Raw genomic sequence first — 20,795 nt, forward strand, 5'->3', positions numbered from 1 at the left:
CCTCTACCGAGCAGTGCCGTGACGGTTCACCGGGTGGCCTGGGCGGCGCTGGCGACGAGGTTGAGGATGCCCTGGCCGAGCGGGGTCGCGGCGATCAGGATGCCGAAGGTGATGCAGCTCAGGGCGGTCATCTTCTCGTCGACGCGGGAGCGCGACTCCGTCCTGCGCATCAGGCGCAGGACGATGATGACGCCCACGACGAAGGTCGCGCTGACGGTGTACTCCATACCCCACCCCTGGTGACAGTCCGGAAACTCCGAGTGAGCATGCCAGAAGGCGCGGGAGGTGGGGCCGGGTTTCGGAAGTCGGCGTCGCCCGGGTGGGGGGAGCTCGGCCGGGCCAGGTCGTGTTCCGGTCATTCCTGTGTCGTTGACCGGCCGTTCTGTCACGAACCGGCCGCGCCCGGAAGCCTGGCGTTCTTACGATCGCCCTTCACACCGTGCGTCGGAGGGGAGCACCGTGGCAGGCAGGGCACCAGCACGACGACCCCGCGGCCGGGGGCGGAGCCGGGCGGCCGCCCGCCGCCGGACCCGGGCCGCCCGCGACAGCGCCATGCTGCTCGGCATCGGCGCCCTGGTCGCCGTCGTCCTCGCCGTCTCCGTGGTGGGCTGGCTCCTTCAGCACCTGCTGATCCTGCTCACCGTGGTCGTCGCCGCGCTCGCCACGGCGGGAGTGCTGGTGCGCCGCCGGGTACTGGCGGGCCGCCGCGCGTTCGAGGCCCAGGCGGCCCAGTTGCGGCACATCGGCCCGTTCCTGGCGATGAGCCCGAAGGAGTTCGAGCACGCCCTCGCGGTGCTGTGCAGGCGCGACGGCTGCACGAAGGTCACCGTGGTCGGCGGCGCCGGCGATCTGGCCGCCGACATCCTGGCCACCACGCCCACCGGCAGGCGCATCCTGATCCAGGCCAAGCGCTATGGACCGAGGACCCTGGTCGGCTCGCAGGACGTGCAGAAGGTCAACGGCACCTACCGCGACGTCCACCATTGCGACCTCGCCGTCGTCGTCACCACCAGCACCTACACCAATGCCGCCGCCGCCTTCTGCGAGCAGGTCGGGATCCGCACCCTCGACCGCCGCGCCCTCGCCCTCTGGGCGGACGGCACCGGCAAGCCGCCCTGGGGGTGATGTGCGTGTCTGAGCCCATCGCCACCGTTGGCAGGCGCGGCAGCTCGACATCAGCTGTCTGAGGACTCGTCAAAGTCCTCGGTTGGGTACAGATGAACGTGCTCGGCGTGGGGGCGAAGTAGGCATCCGCCTGGTGCCGAAGCGTGCGACGATCCTCGGATGAGTCGCTGACTGTGGTGGCGGCTGATCCGTCGGCTCAGCTGGCATGGGTGGACCAGCACGGTGTCCTGCCGGACGAGGTCGCACTGGACTTCGACCACGCCTTCCGCACGGTCGCCAGCCTGGTCGAGGACGGGGAGGTCAGCGGGGAGGTGCTCCCTGACCTGCGAGCGATTGATGCGATCTTCGCCAGGATGAGTGGTCAGGAGAACTCGGATCGGTGGAGCAGAGAGGCCATGGCGGTCGATCCATGGTGGGGCGAAGCCCGGGAGCTGGCCCGTCGGGTGCTCGTCGATCTCGTGGGTGAGTGGCACCTGCCGATGCCGGAGATCTGTGTCGTTCGGTAGCCGGCCAAGCTTCGTGCTGTCAGGCTGCGTTGGCGTCGCGTTCGATCGCGGCGAGGCGGTTCTTGAGGCGGTGGCTGGGGCCGCTGGAGGAGATCACGTCGCCGTGGTGTCCTGCCGCTCGGTAGGGTGCGGCAGCGCCAGGCTGTCGCAAAGACGGAGGATGTGGCCGGTCACCGTGGCTGTGTGGGACGAGATGTCCAAGTTGACCAAGGATCTGCTGTTCATGTCGCTGGATCACGCGGTGGACAACGCGGAGATCAGCGAAGAGGGGTTCATTCCGTTCTCCATGCGGGGGAGGAGTGATGGCCGTGGAGAGCTGACTCGTCTCGTCGCCGACGACCTGCCTGAGAGCGTGCAGGCGGGCCGGAAGATGCTTGAGACCGTGCCGGAGGGGACGGTGGCAGTCACCCTCGCATGGGACGGCTATGCGACTCTGGACGGCCAGCGGACCGAGGCGGTGTTCGTCGAGGCCCATGAGATCGGCCTGCCCAAGAGCGTTGTTCTCGCGCAACGCTATCTGCGCGTCGACGGCAAGGTTCAGACGCTGGGGAACCCGATCCTGCAAGGTGAGACGGATCCGTTGGTGCGTTCGGTAGGCGTCCAGGAGTCCTGAGCCTCGCGGGGAGTCTCGAGGCGCCAGAAATCAGGGCTGAATCCCCGCTCCTGGAGCCGCCGACGCAGTCTCAGTAGTTCTCCGTCGGCGGCGGCCAGCCGTTGTTCCTCGGCGAAGCGGCCGAACGGACTGTCGCCCGCCACCGGCGCCGACGTCCCGACGCCGGCCGGGCCCGGTCCGCGAGAGCTCAGCCTGCCTGCCTGCGCCGTGGCACTGCCGATCGTTGAGACCGATGCGCCGGCCCGAGACAGCACCCGCCGGCCGTGCTGTCCGCCCAAGCCGCTAGGTTGAGCCGACCAACCGGAGTGAAGGGGAGGCCCATGACTGAGCACCCGGATATCGCAGCACTCGCCCAGGTCATGGCCCCGACCTTCGGCGTTGACGAGGCCCTGGACTGGCCCTCGGTCGAAGAACGACTGGACTGCCGGCTGCCCGGCGACTACAAGGCGTTCATGTCGCTATACGGCGGTGGGGGCATCGATGACCTGCTGAGTGTGCTCCTTCCTCTGCACAAGGACGGTCTCCAGTGGGATCCCGGTGCCATCGAGGACGAGATCTCGGGTGCCCGCTCGACATGGGAAAGCACTCCCGCGCAGTGGCGCCCCGATATCGACCCGGCTCACATCCTCCCCTGGGGTCAGACATCCGGCCCCGATCTCCTGTGCTGGCTCACCACTGACCCGGACCCGGACAACTGGCCGGTCCTGGTCTGCGGCCGGCACACCGACGAACGCTGGACCCTGTTCGACTGCGGCATGGCCCGGTTCCTCCTGCGGATCTTCACCGCTGACCTCGCCACGTGTCCCCTGAGCGATACCTCCCTCTGGGGCGAGACCTCTCCAGGATTCGTTCACTGGCGCGAGCAGCAGATCCGATGGAAGGCCGGACGAGATCCCTTCACCAACGAACCGGATCCCTACGCCGACATGTTCCCCCGCTGAGCAGAGCACGGTGGCCTGAGCCGCAGTCATGCGCGGGAACCTGACACCGCAGATTCCACAGAATGATCCGGTTGACATGGCCTTCGACCGCTCCGGAGGTGTGGGTCGTGGTGAGGGCGGCCCGGACGGCTGCGTGGTCGCGTCGGATGCCGTTGGCCGAGAGCAAGTTGAGCCAGAGCCAGGGCCACGAGTCATGAACAGCGCCACCGTGGGGGAGTTCAGCGCGTGGTCGAGCGGCCCAGGTAGGTCAGCGGGCCGGGGTCGGGCACCGGGACGACGTGGAAGCCGGTGCGGTCGTAGAAGGCCCGGGCGCCGGTGTTGGCGCTCACCATCCCGAGATGCACCTGCTGTGCGCCCGCTCGGTGCAGGGCGTCGAGCAGACGCTCGATCAGTTGGCGTCCGAAGCCGCGGCCCTGGTACGCCGGGAGCAGGTCGATGTGCAGGTGGGCTGGGTAGTCGGCCAGTTCGGGCAGGATCATCCGCTCGGGCGTGTGCAGGAGCATGGCCATCAGCTCGTCGCCGTCGGCCGGGTCTCCGGCCGGCGCCGGGTAGAGGTGGCCGACCCGGGGGAGCCAGTGCCTGCGGAGCTCGGTGACGAAGCGGGTGGTGTCGCTGGTTCCCAGGACGTATCCGACAGCGGTGCCCCGGCCGTCGTCCAGGACGTACGCGAGGCCGGGTTCGAGCTCCAGGTAGGGCCCGGCGAAGTTGTCCGGTAGTACTTGCTCGTTCCGGTAGAGGCCGGTGGCGTCGCCGCCGGCCTCGGCGGTGCGGATGCAGATGTCGTACACGGCTTCGCGGTCGGCGGGGCGGTACGGGCGGATCGTCGGCTGCGGGTTCTCCATCGGGTGTTCTCTCCTCCGGCGGTGCGCCTCGTCACGGACTCCCGGCCCGGCCACCCGTGGCGGCCGGGCGGCTGGACGGTCGAACGGCCGCATCCTGCACGGGACCTGAGCCGGTGTCGGCCGGACCGTGGACGAGCGGGGTCAGTAGCCGAAGGTAGCGCGGATGCGTCTGCCACCGCCGGGCAGGGCCCCGATCTCACGGGCGTGGCCGCCGGGGCTCGGCGGCGCGATCAGGGACGACCTCGAAGCGCTGCGCGCGGGCGCCGAAGCGGCGATGACGGGCGGCGCGACGGGCGAATGGGAGGAACGCTACGAACGGGAGGCCAGGCTCGTCCTCAGCAAGATCGCCTGGTGGCGTGACCTCTACGACCGCTACCACCGGCGTCCCCACTTCCACGGCCGACGCCAGCGATCCCTGCTGTTCGTCCTCTCCGTGCTCGGACTGGCCGCTGCCTTCCGGATCTCCTACGACCTCAACCACGCCGAGATCATCGGCGCCGTGGTCGTCTTCCTGATCAGCGCGGTCCCGCTCGGCCTCGTGCTGTCGCTCGCCACCTACGCCAACGAATGGCTTCTCACCTGGGACCCGGCCGAGTCCGGTGGCCCGCGCCGGCGGGAGAGCGGACGGTTCGAGGAGGACTCCTCGGTCAGCCATCCCGGACGAACCTTGGGACCCGACGAAGGCGCGACGGACCTGTGACCGAACGCCCGCACCGAGCAGGTCGTCCCGGGCCGGGCCCGCGGTCAGCTGTGGCGTCACGCCACGGGGCGGATCCACTTGCGGCGCGGGACGATGACGCAGGCCTGGTCGGGCTCCTCGCGGGAGCGGTGGTGGGTACGGGAGCCCGTGAGGGCGGGGGTGAGATGGCCTGAAATCAATACTGGACGAAGTTATTTATTCGTCGCTACATTGCCCCCGTGTTTCCCACCCACAGCCAGCCGTTGGTCACCGCACCGGCCGAAACCGCCCTCCTCGCACTGCTGTTGGCCGAAGGGCCGCTCAGCCGCGTCGAGCTGGCCCGTCGCGTCGGGCTCTCGGGAACCGCGATCACCAAGGCGGCCCGGCCCCTGATCGACGACGGCTACCTGCACGAACTCCCCCCGGAGCGCACCGCCCCGGGTGCCGGCCGCCCGGTCAACCCGCTTGCCGTCACCGTCGACCGGGAGTTCTTCCTCGGGGTCAAGGTCAGTGCCGACGCGCTGTACGCCGTGGTCTGCGATCTGCGGGCCGGGGTCCGGGCCACCACCGGCCGACGCCTCGGCGCGGACCGCAGCCCGGCCGCCGTCTGCGCGCTGGTCCACGACTCCGTCGAGCTGCTGCTCAGCCGCGACCCCGGCTTCCGCCAGCGCATCCGCCACCTCGGCATCGCGGTCTCCGGCGACGTGGACCGCCCCGCCGGCCGGGTCCGCTACTCCGTGCTGCCGGGCTGGCAGGACGTCCCGCTCGCCGAACTGGTGGCGGAGCGGACCGGCTTCAACGTCATCGTGGAGAACGACGTCAAGGCGATCACCTCCGCCGAGCACTGGTTCGGCGAGGGCATCGGCACCGAGCACTTCGCGCTGGTCACCATCGGCGCGGGCATCGGCTCCGGACTGGTCGTCAACGGCCGTCTGGTCGCCGGGGCCTACGGCGTGGCCGGCGAGGTGGGACACATCAGCATCGACCCGAACGGGCCCCGCTGCCACTGCGGTCAGACCGGCTGCGTCGAGGCGGCGGCCTCCAGCAGCGCGATCCTGGCCCGGGTCCGCAACGCCACCGGCCTCGCCGAGCTGGACTTCGACGGCGCCGTCGACCTCGCCCGCAGTGGTGACCCCGCCGCCCGTGAGTCCTTCGCCCGCGCCGGACGGGCGATCGGCACCGGCATCGCCACCCTGGTCAACCTGTTCGGCCCCGAGCGCGTCGTGGTCACCGGCGAGGGGCTCGACGCCTACGACCTGCTCGGCACGCCCATCAAGGACGCCTACGCCGCGCACACCTTCAAGGCCGCGGCGAACTGCCCCCTGACCCTGCGTCCGCTCCCCTGGGAGGACTGGGCGCGCGGAGCCGCCGTCCTGGGCATCCAGGCGCTGTTCCCCTAGGCGTCCGGCGTGACCCGTGACCCGTGACCCGTGACCCGCGAGCCGCGAGCCGTGACTCGCGCCTCGTGACCCGCTCCGCCGCACCAGCCCCTTCCGCCGGTGCAGCGCAGCCGACGCACCGTCACACCCCGTACGGCCGACCCGGAGTCCACCCACACCTCCACCCCGAAGGACGCCAGATGAGTGCAGACGGAGCACAGCGCGGCCGACGGGGCATCGTCGAGGGCAGCGCCGCCGGCGGTCTCCAGGGCTGACGCCCTCCCCGTTCCCCCCGGGCCGCGTGTGCGGCGGCCGCGGGGCCGCACCACCCCAACCCACCCCACCCTCCTGGAGATTCGCCATGCGATCCACCAGAACCCTCCGCGGCGGACGCGGCCTCCCGGCCGTGCTCGCCACCGCCTCACTGCTGCTGGTCGCCGTCCCGGGTGCGGCCTCGGCAGCTCCCGCGGCCGTCCCGGCCGCGGCGTCGGCCACCGTGTTGACGGGACCTCAGCTCGCCGCCTCCTGGACCGGCCCGCTGAGCACCCGGGGCCGGTACGTGGTCGACGCCACGGGCAACCGCTTCAAGCTCAAGTCGGGCAACTGGGCCGGGGCCCAGGGCACTTACGAGGGCAGCGGCGACGTCAACGACGTGACCAACCACCAGGCCGACCAGAAGTCGAACAACATCCCGCTCGGGCTGGACCGGACCCCGATCAGCCGGATCCTGGCCGACTTCCACGAGCTCGGCATCAACAGCGTCCGGCTCCCCTTCGCCAACGCGATGGTCCGTGACACCGCGCCCGTCCCGGACGCGGCCGTCGCCGCCAACCCCGAACTCCGGGGCCGTACCCCGCTCCAGGTGTACGACGCGGTGGTCGCCGCGCTCACCGCCGACGGCTTCGCGGTCGTCCTCAACAACCACACCACCAGTTACCGCTTCTGCTGCGGCCTGGACGGCAACGAGCGCTGGAACAGCGGCCAGTCGACCCAGCAGTGGATCGACGACTGGCTGTTCCTGGTGAACCGGTACAAGAACGACAAGCGGGTGGTCGGCGCGGACCTGCGCAACGAGGTCCGCCGCGACACCTGGGACGACCCCAACTGGGGCTGGGGCGACGACCACGACCTCTACAAGGTCCTGGAGGAGGCCGGCAACCGGATCCTCCAGGCCGACCCCGACATGCTGATCGTGATGGAGGGCATCAACTGGCAGGGCATCCCGCAGGGGATGTTCAGCCACGGCCGCCCGACCCTCACCCCGGTCCGCACCCTCTCCAACACCCTGATCGACTCCGGCAAGCTGGTCTACTCGGCGCACTTCTACGCCTACACCGGCCCCAACCACACGGGTGCGAGCGGAGGTTGGCAGAACGGTGAGACCAACGACCCCCGGTACCGCGACCTGACGCCCGAGCAGCTGATCCAGGTGGTCAACGACCAGGCGCTGTTCGTCACCACGGCCGGCCAGCACTTCACCGCACCGGTCTGGATCAGCGAGTTCGGCTCCGGTAGCCGCTCCACCGACCCCAAGGACCGGGCCTGGTGGCGCAACTTCACCGACATCCTGGTCCGCAACGACACCGACTTCGCCCAGTGGCCGCTGGTCGGCTGGACCAGGCCGAACGGCGAGGTCAACGACGACTGGGCGCTGGTGGACTACGACGCCACCGGCCGCCGCACCACCACCGTCAACGACCCCGCCGACTGGCGCGCCGCCGACTGGAACAAGCTGGTCAACGCCCCGGGCAAGACCGGCCCCGTCCCCCAGGTCGACCACTGGAACATGCTGAACCTGGACTTCGGCGACCAGAATCGTTCCCGCACCATGCTCGCCCGCGCAGACTGGAGCAGCGGCAACCGCAAGGGCACCTGCCCCGACGGCCGCCGCCTCACCGGCCTGGGCCGCAGCGACTCGCGGGGCCTGTGCACGGACGCCGGACAGCCCGGCACCGCGGCCGGGACGGGGTGGACCGTGGTCACCGACGAACGGTTCGTCAACCACGGTGACTGGGCCTCCGGTTACAACAAGCTCCAGTGCCCCGACAACACCTTCGCCGCCGGTTACGCGGTGAACGGCAACGCCATGGCCGCCCTGCTCTGCGCCCCCGCCGCGCGGTCGCTGCCGCTCACCGGCCGCACCGCGTGGTTCGACCACGGCGACAACCGGCCCGCCACCGGCGGCTCCACCGGCAGCGACTGGGCACCCGGCTACTACAAGGGCCAGTGCGGCGACGGCGAGTACCTGGCCGGGGTCGGCTACACCTGGCGCTGGAGCCACGGCGGCGTTCCCGACGTCCTGCTCTGCCGTCCGCTGAGCTGACCCTCCGTCACACCCGGCCGAGCGGACACGGTCGACACCCGCGTCCCCGGAACCCACCCGCCTTGGGGAGTTCCGGACGGACGGAGGTCTCGACCCCGCCGAGCCCCTCGAACCACGGCCACCGACCCCCTCGGAGGGGGTCGGTGGCGCGGCGTCAGGCCGTGGCGCGGCAGCCGGCGAGGAGGAGGGCGATCATGCGCTTGGCGTCGGCCTGGCCGTAGTCCGGGCCGGTGATGCAGAGGTTCCCGATCGCGCGCATGAGCGGGTAGGCGGTGATCCCGGGGGCGAGGGCGCCGGAGGCGGCGCAGGCGTCCAGAAGGGTCGCGCAGGCCGGGACCAGGGTGTCGAGCATCAGGGCGTGGAGGTTCTCGAGCCCCGGGTCGCCGGACCCCAGCGCGGCGCCGAGACCGTGCTTGGTCACCAGGAAGTCCGCGAACGCGTCCGCCCACCCGGTCATCGCGGTGAACGGCGCGGCGGACTCCGCCAGCAGCCGGGGCGCGAGGGCGGCGCAGGCGTCGATCTGGTGCCGGTAGACGGCCGTGACCAGGTCCGCGCGGGTCGGGAAGTGCCGGTAGAGCGTGCCGACGCCGACTCCGGCGCGGTCGGCGATGTCGCGGACGGGCGCCTGGACGCCCTGCTCGACGAAGACCGCGGCCGCGGCCTCCAGCACCCCGTTGCGGGTGCGCTGCGCCTGCGCCTGGCGCACCCCGACCGACTCCGGCACTGCTGTCTCCCTCTGCTCGCTTTACTCGCGGAACAATGTTCCGTTAAGTTGGCGGAACGCTGCTCCGCCAAATTATGGCAGAGCCCTTCCAAGGAGAAAGCGCAGGTCCGCCATGCCCTCCCACGCCCTCGGCGAGCAGATCGTCTCCGTCAAGCCCATCCCCGTCTCCTCGCCCGGCCGCGGCATCGACCTCCAGGTCAGGGTCACCGCGCCCCGGTCGGGCACGAGCCTGCCCGTGATCGTCTTCTCGCACGGCAACGCCTGGTCGCTGGACGGGTACCAGCCCCTCGTCGACCGGTGGGCCGCCGCCGGATTCGTCGTCGTGCAGCCCACTCACCTGGACTCCCGCCGCAACGCGATCGGCTGGGAGGACCCGCGCTTCGCCACCGTCTGGCGCGTACGGATAGCCGACCTGCACGCGGTCGTCGACCAGATCGGCGAGGTCCTCTCCCTGGCCGGCCTGGAGACCCGTGCCGATTCCGGGCGGATCGCGGTGGTCGGCCACTCCTGGGGCGCCCAGACCGCGGGCGCGCTCCTCGGTGCCCGGGTCCTCGACGCCGACGGGGTCCCCGGTGAGGACTTCTCCCACCCGGCGGTGTCGGCCGGAGCGCTGATCGCCGCCGCCGGGGCGGGCGACACCCTCACCCCGTTCGCCGCCGAGCACCTCCCGTTCATGCGGCCGGACTTCTCCACCATGACCACCCCGGCCCTGGTCGTCGCGGGCGGCAAGGACCAGTCGCAGCTCTCCACCCGGGGGCCGGAGTGGTTCACCGACGCCTACCACCTCAGCCCGTCCCCCAAGAGCCTGCTCACCATCGCCGAGGCCGAGCACACCATGGGCGGGATCGCGGGCGAGCGGGTCGCCGAGACCACCGACGAGGACCCCGAGCGCGTCGCGCTGCTGGCCGACGCGGTCGCCGCCTACCTCCGCGCCGCCCTCGGCCTCGGCGACGCCGAGTGGGCCGCGCTCGGTGGCGGTGGCAGTGACGGTGGCGGTGCTGAGCAGGGCGAAGGCGGGTGGAGCATCACCGGGAAGTGAGGCCGGGCCGGAAAGCCGTGGGCAGCCGGGCGCAGAACTGCTTGCATGGGGCCGCACACGCGCACTCCCGCGCACACCCCACACGCGATCCGAAGGGTGCTCCGATGAAGCTTCCCGTCCCGCTCCGCCTGGTGAACGAGACCGTGGCCTTCCTGCTGGAGCTGGCCGCCCTCGTGCTGCTCGGGTGGTGGGGCTGGCACGCGATGCCGAACTCGGTGGCCGGGGTGCTGCTGGCCGTGCTGCTGCCCGGCGCGGCGGCGGTGTTGTGGGGGCTGTTCGCCGCCCCGAAGGCCCGGATAGCCCTGCCGGTGGCGGGAGTCCTGACCGTCAAGGCCGTGGTGTTCGGCACCGCCACGGCGGCGTACTACGCGGTGGGCTCGGCGTCCTGCGCCACCGCCTTCGCGGTGATGGTGGTCGTCAACACGGCCCTCGCGACCCTCGACCGCCGGGCGCGGGAACTCTCCTGATGCCGCGTCGGCCGTCGGTCCGTCAGGAGAGCCGGGCGCGAGCCTCGGCGAGGGCCGCCTCGAAGCCGGCGGCGACCTCGAGGACGTCGGTGCCCTGGGCCTCGACCTCGAAGTGGCCGCCGGGCCGCTGCTCGACCCGGTAGCGGCAGGGCTGGGTGGTGTAGGCGCCCGGCTCGAACTCCCAGCGCAGCGCCTCAGCCGTCCACTCGCCACCGAGCGACCCGTCCGGCTCGACGGTGGCACGCCGGGAGTAGACCGTCCGGCAGTCCGGAACGCGGTCCCAGACCGGGCCGGGATCCGTCCACCGGTCGACCCGCTGGACGACGCGGGCGTACGCCCGGGCGGGGGCGTCCTCGCCGACCTGGCTGTTCCAGAGGGCGGTGATCTCGTCGGCGATGGCGCGGTCGGTCACGGGGACGGTCCGGGAGCCCACGCGCACGACGTGGACGGGTCCCGGGGCCGGAGGGTTCTCGGTCACACCCTTGATCTTCCATCACCCGGCCGGTCGGTGGCCGCTCGACGGTCGCCCGATGGCCGCCCGGGCCGTCAGTCCTGCCAGTAGAACAGCAGGGTGTCCAGGGCGAGCGGCCCGCGCGCGCCGAAGTAGTAGACGTGGAGTCCGGTCACCATGACCGATCCGGTCTCGCCGTCGATCCAGCGCAGACCCGCCGCCTCCAGCGGTGGGCGGGCCGCGCAGTCGTCGTCCTCGCCGGTGGCGAACGGGCCGAGCGTGCTGATCCGGACCTGCTCCTCCGCCTCCTCCTCGCCGTACCGGATCACGTGGTAGGTGCCGTCGCCCTGCTGGTTGTCCTCGCCGCAGTGCACCGGCGGCCGCGGCGACAGTCCGGCCGCGTCGAGGGCGGCCACCGCCCGGGCCAACTGGCCTTCCTGGTCCACCGGTTCGGGTGGCGGGGAGGACAGGGCCTCCACCCGCCACCGCGGATCGGTGGCCACCTGGCACCACGGCGCGTACTCGTGCAGGACGGCCCGCCGCAGCTCCTCGTCCAGCCCCGGCACCTCCACCCGAGGGCTCCCCAACTCGCTGTAGAGGCGGCGGAGTTCGGCCAGGTCGTCGGTCAGTTCGTGCAGCGTGTACGCCGCCCAGAGCGCGGCCTCCACGGTCGGGGCCGTGGCCGCGAAGGCGCGCAGCCGGTCCGGGTCGGACTGCAGCCGGTGCGAACGGAAGGCCACCGAACGGTCCGGGTCCGCCAGCGCGTCGGTCACGTCCTGGTCGGCCCGGTAGCGCGTGAGGATCGCGAAGTACCGGTCCTCCGGCCGTCCGTCGCCGAGCTCGGCCAGCACCGCCGCGGCCCCCACCCGCTCGACCAGCCCGGTCAGCCCCGCCTCCCCGACGGTCTCGTGGTGCTGCCAGGGAGAGAATGCCAGGGTCGCCAACTCCCGTGCCGCCGTGAGGTCGCCGAGCCGCCCGCGTGCCTTGAGCACCGCCTCCCGCAGGCCGTACGCGCCGTCCTCCTGCCGCTCCTCCTCCCGCAGCCAGGGCAGCAGCTCCGGTCGGTCGCCCAGCAGGTCGAGCAGCGCGATCCGCACCTCGGTCACCTCCTGCGGATCCCGGATCCGGGCCAGCAGCTCCGGCACCCTGCGCTCCGGCACCCGACCGTCCAGGGCCGGGACGCAGTCCCTCCGCCGCCACCACGCGTGGCGCTGCCCGCAGACGTACCGGACCAGCTCCTCCGGGGCCAGCGCCCGCAGTCCGGCCTGGTCGGCACGGCCCACGCCCGGGATCAGGGCTTCGATCTTCCGCATCCGCCGATGCTACGGCCCTGACCTCCCGTCAGGCCCGACCGGGTCCGCACGGGTCCGAGCTGCCACGGGCGGCCACAGGCGGTCCGGTGCGCGGCCTTCCCGGGTAATCCTTGGCAATCGCGGCCGGGAGGAGTTACAGTGCCGACAGGTGGACATCCGACGCCGCTGCTCCTGAGCGCGGGTACCGGATCCACCGTTCACAGCGTCTGCGGGCCCGATCGGCCGCGACGCCATCCGGTTCCTCCAATGGAGCCGCAGCACACCGCACCGCCGCCGAACCCGCCCGAAGCTCCGCGATCCCTCGCGGCCGGGCCGTCGGCTCCCGCGGTCATCCGGCACCCGCCGTGCACCCGACCCGCCCCTGGCCGTCGGGTCCGCCGGGACGTGCCGTCACCACAGCATTCTTCCCAGAGGAGCACCCATGACCACCGCCACCACCATCGACCCGGGCGCCATCGACCCGAGCACCACCGAAGCCCTGGACGGCCTGCTGAAGGCCGACCTCCACCACCTCGCCTCCGCCCTCGGCATCCCGGGCAACTCCCGGCTGCGCAAGGGCGAACTCGTCGAGGCGATCACCGCCAAGCGCGCCGCCGCCACTGCGCCCGCCGCGCCCGCCACACCCGCCGGGCCCACCACGGTCCCGCCGCCGGCCCAGGTCCCCGCACAGCCGCCCGAGCCCGACCGCGACGGTCTGCTCCCGGCCGCCGGCGTGCTGGACCTCCGCGACGGCAAGGCGTTCCTGCGCACCTCCGGCTACCTGCCCGGTCCCACCGACCTGCACGTCTCGCCCGGCCAGGTCCGGGCCCTCGGCCTGCGCCGCGGCGACGTCCTGACCGGGGCCACCCAGCAGCCCGCCGGCTCGGCCCAGCCTCGCAACGGCTCCAACCGTCACCCGGCCGGCGGCGAGCGCCGTCCGCTGCTGGCCCGGATCGACACGGTCAACGGCCGCCGCACCGAGGACGGCCCCCAGCACCGGCCCGCCTTCCACGACTTGACGGCGCTGTACCCGCAGGAGCAGCTGCGCCTGGAGACCGGCCCGCGCGAACTCACCGGCCGGGTCGTCGACTTGGTGGCCCCGATCGGCAAGGGCCAGCGCGGTCTGATCGTCGCGCCGCCGAAGGCCGGCAAGACCATGGTCGTCCAGTCCGTCGCGGCCGCCATCGCCCGCAATCACCCCGAGGCGCACCTGATGGTCGTCCTGGTGGACGAACGCCCGGAGGAGGTCACCGAGATGCGGCGCACCGTCCGCGGCGAGGTCATCGCCTCCACCTTCGACCGTCCCGCCCGCGAGCACATCGCCCTCGCCGACCTCGCGATCGAGCGCGCCAAGCGGCTGGTCGAACTCGGCCACGACGTGGTCGTCCTGCTCGACTCCATCACCCGGCTGGCCCGCGCCCACAACACCGCCGCCCCCTCCAACGGCCGTACCCTCAGCGGCGGCCTGGACGCCGGCGCCCTCCAGGAGCCCAAGCGGCTCTTCGGCGCGGCCCGCAACACCGAGAACGGCGGCTCCCTCACCATCCTCGCCACCGCCCTGGTCGACACCGGCTCCCGGCTGGACGACCAGGTCTTCGAGGAGTTCAAGAGCACCGGCAACATGGAGCTCCGCCTCGACCGCCGCCTCGCCGACAAGCGCGTCTTCCCCGCCGTCGACGTCCGCGCCTCCGGCACCCGCCGCGAGGAACTCCTCCTCGGCCCGGCCCGCACCTCCGCCGCCTGGACCCTGCGCCGCGTCCTCAACGCCCAGGACACCCAGCAGGCCACCGAACTCCTCCTCGAGCGCCTCAAGCGCACCCCCACCAACGACGACTTCCTCCGCCAGGTCTCCACCAACTCCCCGACTTCCTGACCGCCCGGCCGGTGGGTGCCACGCTCGCGACCGGTTCTAGGGACGAGCCGCGAGCGGATCGTCCCCAGCCGCTGTCAGGGCGACGGCGGCGGCTCGCACTGCGTCTTCCCAGGAGCGGAACTCCTCGGGCTGGTCAGTCTCCATGGCGTCGAGGTAGTCCTCCTCGACTGCGGCCCTGGCGAACCGCGTCTCCAGGTCGGTCCCGGTGTCCGCGACGCCGTGCCAGAGGGTGGCGGCAACGTCTTTGGGGCTGATGTCCCCGGCGGTCAGCCGGGCCGCCAGGTGGTGCAGCAGGCACCGCTCGGCCGTATCGCTGTCCGGGACCGGGACGCTGAGCTCGCCCAGGGCCTCCTGGAGTAGGCGTTTGAGTTCGGAGGTGTCCTCGTGGCGGCTCCGTCCGGCCAGGTCCCGCAGGGCCGGGGAGTCGTGGCCCCCGGCCAGCAGCTCGGCGGCGGCCGTTGGCAGACCCTCAGGAAAGACGAGGCCGACGGAGAGCTGCCAGGCGAGGGTGAATGCGGCGTCCATGACGGCATCCTCTCGTCCCCGGCTTCCTGGTGACCAGTGGGTTCGCGCGCCTGAGGACGCGTCAACCGGCGGCCGTCGGCTCCGGGCCGTCGTCGAAGCAGGCGGTCAGCGCCGGGTCCTGGATGCAGTCGTCCACGCCGAGCCGTCCGGACCCGCGCTTCAGCGCCGCCGGGTCGGTGTCGCCGGGCGCGGCCACGACGGTGCCGTGGCCGCGCCGGCGGTCGGCGACCTCAAGGGAGAGCAGCGGACCGAACCGGATGACGCCGAGGCGCAGGTCTTCCACGAAGGGTTCCTGAGGGGTTCAGCTCAGGGCCCACGTCTGCAGGGGGGACGAGGAGTTGGGCTGCTGGGTGACGAGGGCGCCGTCGGCCGTGGAGGCGGTGGTGAGCAGGAGGCCGCTCTTGGCGGAGGTCACGGTGTAGCCGCCGCTCACCGAAGTGACGGTCCAGCGTTGGTTGGTGGTGCCGGAGCAGGTCCACTGGATGATCGCGGCGCCGGGGGAGGTGGAGCCGGCGTTGACGTCGGCGCAGAGGCCGGAGGCCTGGTTGACCAGGGTGTAGGTGCCGTCGGACTGGCGGGTGAACTTCCACTGCTGGTTGGTGCCGCCGTGGGTGGTCCAGGTGACCAGCTGGGTGCCGGTGCTGGTCGAACTGCCGGGTACGTCCAGGGACTTGCCGCCGGTGGTGAGGGTGTGGACGCCGTCCAGGGTGCCGGGCGTGGTGGGCCAGGTGAGGTCGGGGGCGGCGTAGTAGCCGATCCCGGCGGCGGTCCAGCGCGGGCCCTGGGCGGTGAGGCGGTCGCGGAAGGACGCCCAGTCGTGGGTGGACTTCGGGGACCAGCCGATCTCGGCGATGGCGGGCAGGCGGGGGAAGGTCATGTACTCGGCGTAGACCGAGGGCGCCGGGAACTGGCTGGTGGAGGTCGGCAGGCTGGTGGAGCCGCGGTAGGCGCGGTCGGCCCAGAGGGCGGCCTCGACGCCGAGCACGTCGGCGGCCGCGACGACGGGGGAGGTGCCGTCGGTCTTGGCGGTGACGGTGGACGGGTCCCAGTCGTAGGCCTTCTGGGCGTTCACGTAGCCGGACCAACTCAGGCCGTACGGAACGGTGCTGTCGTACTTCATGTCGAGGTACGCGTGGTCGCTGGGCGACATCACGAACTTGGCGCCCTGGGAGACGGCGTGGCGCAGCTGCTTGATGCCGGTGGACTCGGCGGCCGTGCCGACGCTCGCCCGGTCGCTCGCGTCGCCCCAGAACTGCAGGACGCTGCCGGCGGGGAGGGCGGACTGCCCGAGCTGGTGCCAGCCCATCACGGTCTTGCCGCGCGAACTGACCGCCTGGGTGGCGGCGTTGGCGTAGGCGTCGTACTCGGCGGTGGTGGCCTGCGGGGTCTCGTCCCCGCCGAGGTGGACGTAGGGGCCGGGGGTGAGCTGGGCGACGGCGTCGATGACGGTGGTGAGGAAGGCGGAGACGTTGGCGATGTGCTGGGTGTCCTTGAGGCAGTACAGGCTGATGCCGACCTCGAAGCCCGCATAGGGCGCCTTGGCCTGGTTGTTGCAGTTGAGGCCGGGCACGGAGGCGAGCGCGGCGGTGGTGTGGCCGGGCCCGTCGATCTCGGGGACGACCGTCATGAAGCGGGACTTCGCGTACGCCACGATGTCCTGGTACTGGGCGGTGGTGTAGTACCAGGAGGTGCCGCCGGTGAATCCGCTCTGGGTGGAGGCGCCGGTGGTGGTCAGGGCGGGGAGCGCGCCGACGGCGATGCGCCAGCCCTGGTCGTCCGTCAGGTGCAGGTGGAGCGTGTTGATCTTGTACGCGGCGGACTGGTCGATGGATCGCTTGACGTCCTCGACGGAGAAGAAGCGGCGCGCCACGTCGAGCATCACGCCCCGGTAGGCGTAGCGCGGCGCGTCGGATATCTGCACCGGCGAGACGGTCCACGGGCCGGGGCGGACGGTGGTGGACTCCACAGCGGCGGGCAGGAGTTGACGCAGCGTCTGGACGCCGCGGAACAGGCCCTCGGCGGAGTGCGCCGTCACGGTGGCGCCGCTGGCGGAGGAGGAGAGCGTGTAGCCCTCCTGGCCGAGCGCGGCAGGGCCCGTGGGGTCGAGGACCAGCGCTCCGGAGGCCGGGGCACTGGCGGCGCTGGAGACCGGGAGGGCGTAGCCGGTGGCGGGGGCGAGCAGGGCGGAGAGGTAGCTGCCGACGCCGAGGGCGTCCGGGGCGGTGGAGACGACCGCGATCGGGGTCTGCGCGGTGAGGGTGAAGCCGCCGCCGGCCACGGCCGTCTCGCTGACGGGCTGCGGCACCACCGGGGGGAGGGTGGCCGCGGCGGCGGTCTGCGGTGCGAGGGCGAGGGAGAGGGCGGACGGCAGCAGCGCGAGGCTGAGGAGGACGGAGCCGAACCGCGCGGGTCGTCGGCGTCTCTGGGGAGGGTTCTGGGGGCGGCGGGCGGAGGCGCTCACGGGGGCTCCAGGGTCGGCCGGTTCGGCGGGGGCGTGCCGGGCCGTCACGCGGAACGGGGGCCGCTGCTGCCGTCCTCGGTGATCGATGTTGCTCGGAACGGGGTTGTTCGTCGCACGTGTGAGCAAAGATGGCGGAGGTGCCGATCCGCCGTCAAGGGTCTGCCGGGCGTCCGGCGTCAATCCGGGGCAGGGCGGAGCGCCGCGCGGTCGGCGGTTCGGCGCGGTCGGCGGTTCGGCGGTGCCTCGGACGCTGCGTCAGACGGCGGGGGCCGGGCCGGTGGTGGAGCGGATGACCAGCTCGGGGTCGAAGAGGAGCTCGCCGGTCGGGACCTCGCGGCCGCCGACCAGGTCGAGGAGGCTGCGGGAGACGCCGTGGGCCAGGCGCTCGGTCGGCTGGCGGACGGTGGTGAGCGGGGGGTCGGTGAACTCGGTGATCAGGGTGCCGTCGTAGCCGACCACCGAGACGTCGTCGGGGACGGAGCGCCCGAGCCGCCGCAGGCCGCGGATCACGCCGAGCGCCATGAAGTCGCTGGCCGCCACGATCGCGGTGGCCCCCAGGCCCAGCAGCACGCCGGCCGCGGCCTGCCCGCCCTCGACGGTGTAGGACTGACGGACCACCAGCCGTTCGGCGTCCGGCAGGCCGTGACGGGCCATCGCGTCCACGAAGCCGCGCACCCGCTGGTCGGCCGGGCGGTTGCCGCTCGGGCCCGAGACCATGCCGATGGTGCGGTGGCCGAGGCGGTGCAGGTGGTCGACGGCCAGCGCGGCCGCCTGGCGGTCGTCGGTGGAGAAGACCGGCGCCGGCACCGCGTCGGCGAACTCGCCGTTCACCCCGACGTACGGGATGCGCCGGGTGCGGAGGATCTCGTAGACCTCGGTGTCCGCGTCGTCGAGCGTGTTGGAGGCGGAGAGGAAGACCACGGCGGCGATGCCCTTGTCGATGATCGCCGAGATGTAGTCGCGCTCCTGGACCCCACCGGGGAAGACGGGGCAGAGCACGGTCTTCAGCCCGTGCGGGGCGAGCGCCGACTCGATCCGCTCGGCGACGTCGGTGAAGAACGGGTTGGACACGTGCTCGGTGAACACCGCCACCAACTGCCCCTGCACTGGCCGCTCGTAGCCCAGCTCGGCCATCGCCCGCTCGACGGCGTCGCGGGTCTTCTCCGCCACCCCCTGGCGACGGTTGATCACCCGGCTGACCGTCGCCTCGCTGACGCCCGCGCGCTCGGCGATCTCGGTGATCCCGACCTTCATCGACTTCGTCCCTTCCGGGCCGGCGCCGGTGTGGGCGGACGGCCGACCTGATCCACGACTTGCAGTACTACCACGGAACGTCCTCCGGGTGGACCTCCGCGGGCCCTTCTCGGGCGGCCGGCTCGCGGCCCGCAGCCGGTCGGCGGGGGATCAGCGGCCGGGGAGCGGGTGTGCCGGGTCGCGGCCGGTCAGGGCCACCAGGCGGGCCCCGGCGTCCGCGCCGGCGGGTACCGGGACGGGGGCGGCGAACAGGCCCGAGGCGGCCAGCGCGGCGGTGTGCGGGGTGAGCTCCGCCAGGCCGAACGCGGCGGCCTCCGGATCGATCCGGCTGTCCGCGCCGATCGCCTCGGCCAGGTCCCAGGCGTGCACGATCGCGTCCACCGTCATCTCCCGGGCGTACCCGTCCGCGCGGCGGGTGCCGTAGGAGAGGTGGACGGTGCGGCGCAGGGCACCGGGGGGCGCGGCGAACGCGGCCTGTGCCGCCGTGGCGGCCGCCGTCCAGGCCGCAGCCGGGTCCGCGCCCAGCACGTCACCGTCGAAGCGGTCGCCGACCTCGGCGACGGTCGCCCCGGCGAGCAGGTCGGGCACCCAGAGTTGTTCCGCCGTCAGGTGCCGGACCAGCTGACGCACCGTCCATTCGGCGCAGGGCGTGGGCGCCTCCCAGGCCCCGGCGGGGACGGCGCGGACCAGCGCGCCGAAGCGGTCCACCGCCCGGGCGCGGAGGGCGAGCAGAGGGGGGCCGTCGAGGTGTGCGGTCACGGCCCCAGCCTCGCCCGGCCCCGGACGGCGGGCAAGGGGACGGCCCGCGGCCCACCTGCTGCGCCCGCCCTGCCCGCCCCGTGCACCGCTGCCGCCGACAGGCCGCTGTGGCTGTGGCCGTCGCCGTCGCCGTGGCGTGCTGCGGTGCCGCTGCGCCCTGGCTTCCACGTCCAGCCCAGGGTCACGGCCAGGGCGGTCTCCCTCACTCCGCCGGTGCCCGGTGCGTGCTGCTGACTCCGCACGCCCCTGACGGCCACTCACCAGACCCGCCCCGTTCCACGGCCCTGCCGTCGGGCGCGGCATGCGGGTGAACCGGCCCAGCGGTCGCGCGGATCCGGGCCGGGCGGCCGTAGCCTGAGGGCTTATGGGCGATTCGTCCCGTCAGGTCCCGGGGATCGGAGGTACCGCATGACCGTGTTCCCCGCCCGCGTGGTGTTCGGCGAGAGCGACCGCGCGGCCGTCGCCGCGGCGGTGACCGAGAGCCTCACCACCGGGGCGCTCACCCTCGGCCCGCACACCGCGCGCTTCGAGTCCGCCTTCGCCGCCGCCCACGAGGCCTCGCACGCCGTCGCGGTGGCCAGCGGCACCGCCGCGCTGGAGATCGTGCTGCGCTGCGTCGGCGTGGCGGACCGTGAGGTGGTGGTCCCGGCCAACACCTTCTACGCGACCGCCGCCGCCGTGGTCCACGCCGGGGGCACGCCCGTCTTCGCCGATGTCGAGGCCGCCACCTTCGCGCTGGACCCCGAGAGCGTCGAAGCGGCCCTCTCCCCGGACACCGCCGCCGTGGTGCTGGTGCACATCGGCGGTCTGATCACCCCTCGGGTGGACGAGCTGCGGCGGCTCTGCGACGAGCGCGGCATCCCGCTGGTGGAGGACGCGGCGCACGCGCACGGCTGCAGCTACCGCGGCCGCCCCGCCGGGTCCTTCGGACTGGCCGGCGCGTTCTCCTTCTATCCGACCAAGGTGATCACCAGCGGCGAGGGCGGAATGATCCTCACCGAGTCGGAGGAGCTGCGCGACGAGGCGCGGATCCATCGCGACCAGGGCAAGGGGACCTTCGGCACCAACCTGCACGTCCGCAACGGCGCCTCCTGGCGGCTGAGCGAGCCGAACGCCGCCATCGGCGAGGTGCACCTGCGCCGGCTCAAGGAGTTCATCGAGGTCCGCCGCTCCGTGGCGCGGCGCTACACCGACGCGCTCGCTCCGCTCGACGGGCTGGAGCCGCTGGCCGAGCCACCCGGCGGCCGGAGCAACTTCTACAAGTACGTCCTCCTGCTGCCGCCCGGGGTCGACCGGGCCCGCTTCAAGACCGCGCTGCGCGAGCGCTTCGACGTCCGGGCGGCCGGCGAGGTCTACGAGCTGCCGCTGCACCGCCAGCCGGTCTTCGCCGGCCTGGCGCACGGCCCGCTGCCGGTCGCCGAGGACGTCTGCGCGCGGCACGTCTGCCTGCCGGTGCACTCCGACATGACCGACGACGAGGTCGACCAGGTGATCACCGCCGTCACGGCGGTCCACGCCGAGCTGGTGGGGTGAGGGAGCGTC

The 20,795-nt window shown here is 72.7% G+C and carries 21 protein-coding genes; 11 read left to right on the forward strand and 10 right to left on the reverse strand.

The window, feature by feature from the left end:
* Positions 1 to 26 precede the first annotated feature (26 nt).
* Positions 27 to 227, reverse strand: coding sequence for a hypothetical protein (locus ACWEPF_RS16750; protein WP_452173142.1), 201 nt, complete (start codon positions 225 to 227; stop codon positions 27 to 29).
* 232 nt (positions 228 to 459) lie between these two features.
* On the opposite strand from ACWEPF_RS16750, the gene ACWEPF_RS16755 reads away from it, so the two are divergent.
* The 4 genes from ACWEPF_RS16755 (at position 460) to ACWEPF_RS16770 (ending at position 3,185) form a co-directional block, all read left to right on the forward strand.
* Positions 460 to 1,125 (forward strand): restriction endonuclease, encoded by a 666-nt coding sequence (locus ACWEPF_RS16755; RefSeq protein ID WP_452173143.1) that lies wholly within the window; start codon positions 460 to 462, stop codon positions 1,123 to 1,125.
* A 209-nt stretch (positions 1,126 to 1,334) separates the two neighbouring features.
* Complete coding sequence (locus ACWEPF_RS16760) at positions 1,335 to 1,631, forward strand: hypothetical protein (RefSeq protein WP_452173144.1); 297 nt, start codon at positions 1,335 to 1,337, stop codon at positions 1,629 to 1,631.
* Positions 1,618 to 2,244 (forward strand): hypothetical protein, encoded by a 627-nt coding sequence (locus tag ACWEPF_RS16765; protein WP_452173145.1) that lies wholly within the window; start codon positions 1,618 to 1,620, stop codon positions 2,242 to 2,244. The genes ACWEPF_RS16760 and ACWEPF_RS16765 overlap by 14 nt, the downstream gene beginning before the upstream one ends.
* Before the next feature lie 320 nt (positions 2,245 to 2,564).
* Positions 2,565 to 3,185 (forward strand): SMI1/KNR4 family protein, encoded by a 621-nt coding sequence (locus ACWEPF_RS16770; RefSeq protein WP_452173146.1) that lies wholly within the window; start codon positions 2,565 to 2,567, stop codon positions 3,183 to 3,185.
* A 218-nt stretch (positions 3,186 to 3,403) separates the two neighbouring features.
* On the opposite strand, the gene ACWEPF_RS16775 is transcribed toward ACWEPF_RS16770, so the two are convergent.
* Positions 3,404 to 4,027 (reverse strand): GNAT family N-acetyltransferase, encoded by a 624-nt coding sequence (locus ACWEPF_RS16775; RefSeq protein WP_452173147.1) that lies wholly within the window; start codon positions 4,025 to 4,027, stop codon positions 3,404 to 3,406.
* 163 nt (positions 4,028 to 4,190) lie between these two features.
* On the opposite strand from ACWEPF_RS16775, the gene ACWEPF_RS16780 reads away from it, so the two are divergent.
* The 3 genes from ACWEPF_RS16780 (at position 4,191) to ACWEPF_RS16790 (ending at position 8,408) form a co-directional block, all read left to right on the forward strand.
* Positions 4,191 to 4,727: a hypothetical protein gene (locus ACWEPF_RS16780; protein ID WP_452173148.1), complete on the forward strand. Its 537-nt coding sequence runs from the start codon at positions 4,191 to 4,193 to the stop codon at positions 4,725 to 4,727.
* 218 nt (positions 4,728 to 4,945) lie between these two features.
* On the forward strand, positions 4,946 to 6,106 hold the full coding sequence (locus ACWEPF_RS16785) for an ROK family protein (RefSeq protein ID WP_452173149.1): 1,161 nt from the start codon (positions 4,946 to 4,948) through the stop codon (positions 6,104 to 6,106).
* A gap of 340 nt (positions 6,107 to 6,446) precedes the next feature.
* A complete protein-coding gene (locus tag ACWEPF_RS16790; RefSeq protein ID WP_452173150.1) occupies positions 6,447 to 8,408 on the forward strand; it encodes a glycoside hydrolase family 5 protein in 1,962 nt (653 codons plus the stop codon).
* Positions 8,409 to 8,562: 154 nt separating this feature from the next.
* On the opposite strand, the gene ACWEPF_RS16795 is transcribed toward ACWEPF_RS16790, so the two are convergent.
* Entirely contained in the window at positions 8,563 to 9,132 is a 570-nt protein-coding gene (locus ACWEPF_RS16795; RefSeq protein WP_452173151.1) for a TetR/AcrR family transcriptional regulator, read from the reverse strand.
* A gap of 112 nt (positions 9,133 to 9,244) precedes the next feature.
* Here ACWEPF_RS16795 and ACWEPF_RS16800 point away from each other — a divergent pair, with 112 nt between their 5' ends.
* Both ACWEPF_RS16800 and ACWEPF_RS16805 read left to right on the forward strand, forming a co-directional pair.
* Positions 9,245 to 10,171 carry an alpha/beta hydrolase family protein gene (locus tag ACWEPF_RS16800; protein ID WP_452173152.1) on the forward strand — a complete coding sequence of 309 codons (927 nt, stop codon included), beginning with the start codon at positions 9,245 to 9,247 and terminating at the stop codon, positions 10,169 to 10,171.
* Positions 10,172 to 10,275: 104 nt separating this feature from the next.
* A complete protein-coding gene (locus ACWEPF_RS16805; RefSeq protein WP_452173153.1) occupies positions 10,276 to 10,638 on the forward strand; it encodes a YrdB family protein in 363 nt (120 codons plus the stop codon).
* A 22-nt stretch (positions 10,639 to 10,660) separates the two neighbouring features.
* Here ACWEPF_RS16805 and ACWEPF_RS16810 read toward each other — a convergent pair whose 3' ends face one another.
* Positions 10,661 to 11,050 (reverse strand): hypothetical protein, encoded by a 390-nt coding sequence (locus ACWEPF_RS16810; protein ID WP_452173154.1) that lies wholly within the window; start codon positions 11,048 to 11,050, stop codon positions 10,661 to 10,663.
* A 134-nt stretch (positions 11,051 to 11,184) separates the two neighbouring features.
* Positions 11,185 to 12,402: a hypothetical protein gene (locus ACWEPF_RS16815; protein WP_452173155.1), complete on the reverse strand. Its 1,218-nt coding sequence runs from the start codon at positions 12,400 to 12,402 to the stop codon at positions 11,185 to 11,187.
* Positions 12,403 to 12,823: 421 nt separating this feature from the next.
* Between ACWEPF_RS16815 and rho the strand changes: the two genes are divergently transcribed.
* A complete protein-coding gene (gene rho / locus ACWEPF_RS16820; RefSeq protein ID WP_452173156.1) occupies positions 12,824 to 14,254 on the forward strand; it encodes a transcription termination factor Rho in 1,431 nt (476 codons plus the stop codon).
* A gap of 36 nt (positions 14,255 to 14,290) precedes the next feature.
* Here rho and ACWEPF_RS16825 read toward each other — a convergent pair whose 3' ends face one another.
* From ACWEPF_RS16825 to ACWEPF_RS16845, 5 genes are all read right to left on the reverse strand, one after another.
* Positions 14,291 to 14,779 (reverse strand): hypothetical protein, encoded by a 489-nt coding sequence (locus ACWEPF_RS16825; protein ID WP_452173157.1) that lies wholly within the window; start codon positions 14,777 to 14,779, stop codon positions 14,291 to 14,293.
* A 61-nt stretch (positions 14,780 to 14,840) separates the two neighbouring features.
* A complete protein-coding gene (locus ACWEPF_RS16830; RefSeq protein WP_452173158.1) occupies positions 14,841 to 15,062 on the reverse strand; it encodes a hypothetical protein in 222 nt (73 codons plus the stop codon).
* Between the two features lie 18 nt (positions 15,063 to 15,080).
* A complete protein-coding gene (locus ACWEPF_RS16835) occupies positions 15,081 to 17,240 on the reverse strand; it encodes a family 20 glycosylhydrolase (protein ID WP_452173159.1) in 2,160 nt (719 codons plus the stop codon).
* A 255-nt stretch (positions 17,241 to 17,495) separates the two neighbouring features.
* Positions 17,496 to 18,494, reverse strand: a complete 999-nt coding sequence (locus ACWEPF_RS16840) for a LacI family DNA-binding transcriptional regulator (RefSeq protein WP_452173160.1) — start codon at positions 18,492 to 18,494, stop codon at positions 17,496 to 17,498.
* Between the two features lie 150 nt (positions 18,495 to 18,644).
* Positions 18,645 to 19,253 (reverse strand): TIGR03086 family metal-binding protein, encoded by a 609-nt coding sequence (locus ACWEPF_RS16845; protein ID WP_452173161.1) that lies wholly within the window; start codon positions 19,251 to 19,253, stop codon positions 18,645 to 18,647.
* A gap of 408 nt (positions 19,254 to 19,661) precedes the next feature.
* On the opposite strand from ACWEPF_RS16845, the gene ACWEPF_RS16850 reads away from it, so the two are divergent.
* The gene (locus tag ACWEPF_RS16850; RefSeq protein WP_452173162.1) at positions 19,662 to 20,786 is read left to right on the forward strand and encodes a DegT/DnrJ/EryC1/StrS family aminotransferase; all 1,125 of its coding nucleotides are present in this window, start codon (positions 19,662 to 19,664) and stop codon (positions 20,784 to 20,786) included.
* Positions 20,787 to 20,795 lie beyond the last annotated feature (9 nt).

The sequence above is a fragment of the Kitasatospora sp. NPDC004289 genome (genome assembly GCF_053602875.1).

Bases quoted from the DNA above. Each gene is read 5' to 3' on its own strand.
- ACWEPF_RS16750 (WP_452173142.1), bottom strand. From the start codon at position 227: ATGGAGTACACCGTCAGCGCGACCTTCGTCGTGGGCGTCATCATCGTC.
- ACWEPF_RS16770 (WP_452173146.1), top strand. From the start codon at position 2,565: ATGACTGAGCACCCGGATATCGCAGCACTCGCCCAGGTCATGGCCCCG.
- ACWEPF_RS16775 (WP_452173147.1), bottom strand. From the start codon at position 4,027: ATGGAGAACCCGCAGCCGACGATCCGCCCGTACCGCCCCGCCGACCGC.
- ACWEPF_RS16780 (WP_452173148.1), top strand. From the start codon at position 4,191: ATGCGTCTGCCACCGCCGGGCAGGGCCCCGATCTCACGGGCGTGGCCG.
- ACWEPF_RS16790 (WP_452173150.1), top strand. From the start codon at position 6,447: ATGCGATCCACCAGAACCCTCCGCGGCGGACGCGGCCTCCCGGCCGTG.
- ACWEPF_RS16800 (WP_452173152.1), top strand. From the start codon at position 9,245: ATGCCCTCCCACGCCCTCGGCGAGCAGATCGTCTCCGTCAAGCCCATC.
- ACWEPF_RS16805 (WP_452173153.1), top strand. From the start codon at position 10,276: ATGAAGCTTCCCGTCCCGCTCCGCCTGGTGAACGAGACCGTGGCCTTC.
- ACWEPF_RS16815 (WP_452173155.1), bottom strand. From the start codon at position 12,402: ATGCGGAAGATCGAAGCCCTGATCCCGGGCGTGGGCCGTGCCGACCAG.
- rho (WP_452173156.1), top strand. From the start codon at position 12,824: ATGACCACCGCCACCACCATCGACCCGGGCGCCATCGACCCGAGCACC.
- ACWEPF_RS16825 (WP_452173157.1), bottom strand. From the start codon at position 14,779: ATGGACGCCGCATTCACCCTCGCCTGGCAGCTCTCCGTCGGCCTCGTC.
- ACWEPF_RS16840 (WP_452173160.1), bottom strand. From the start codon at position 18,494: ATGAAGGTCGGGATCACCGAGATCGCCGAGCGCGCGGGCGTCAGCGAG.
- ACWEPF_RS16850 (WP_452173162.1), top strand. From the start codon at position 19,662: ATGACCGTGTTCCCCGCCCGCGTGGTGTTCGGCGAGAGCGACCGCGCG.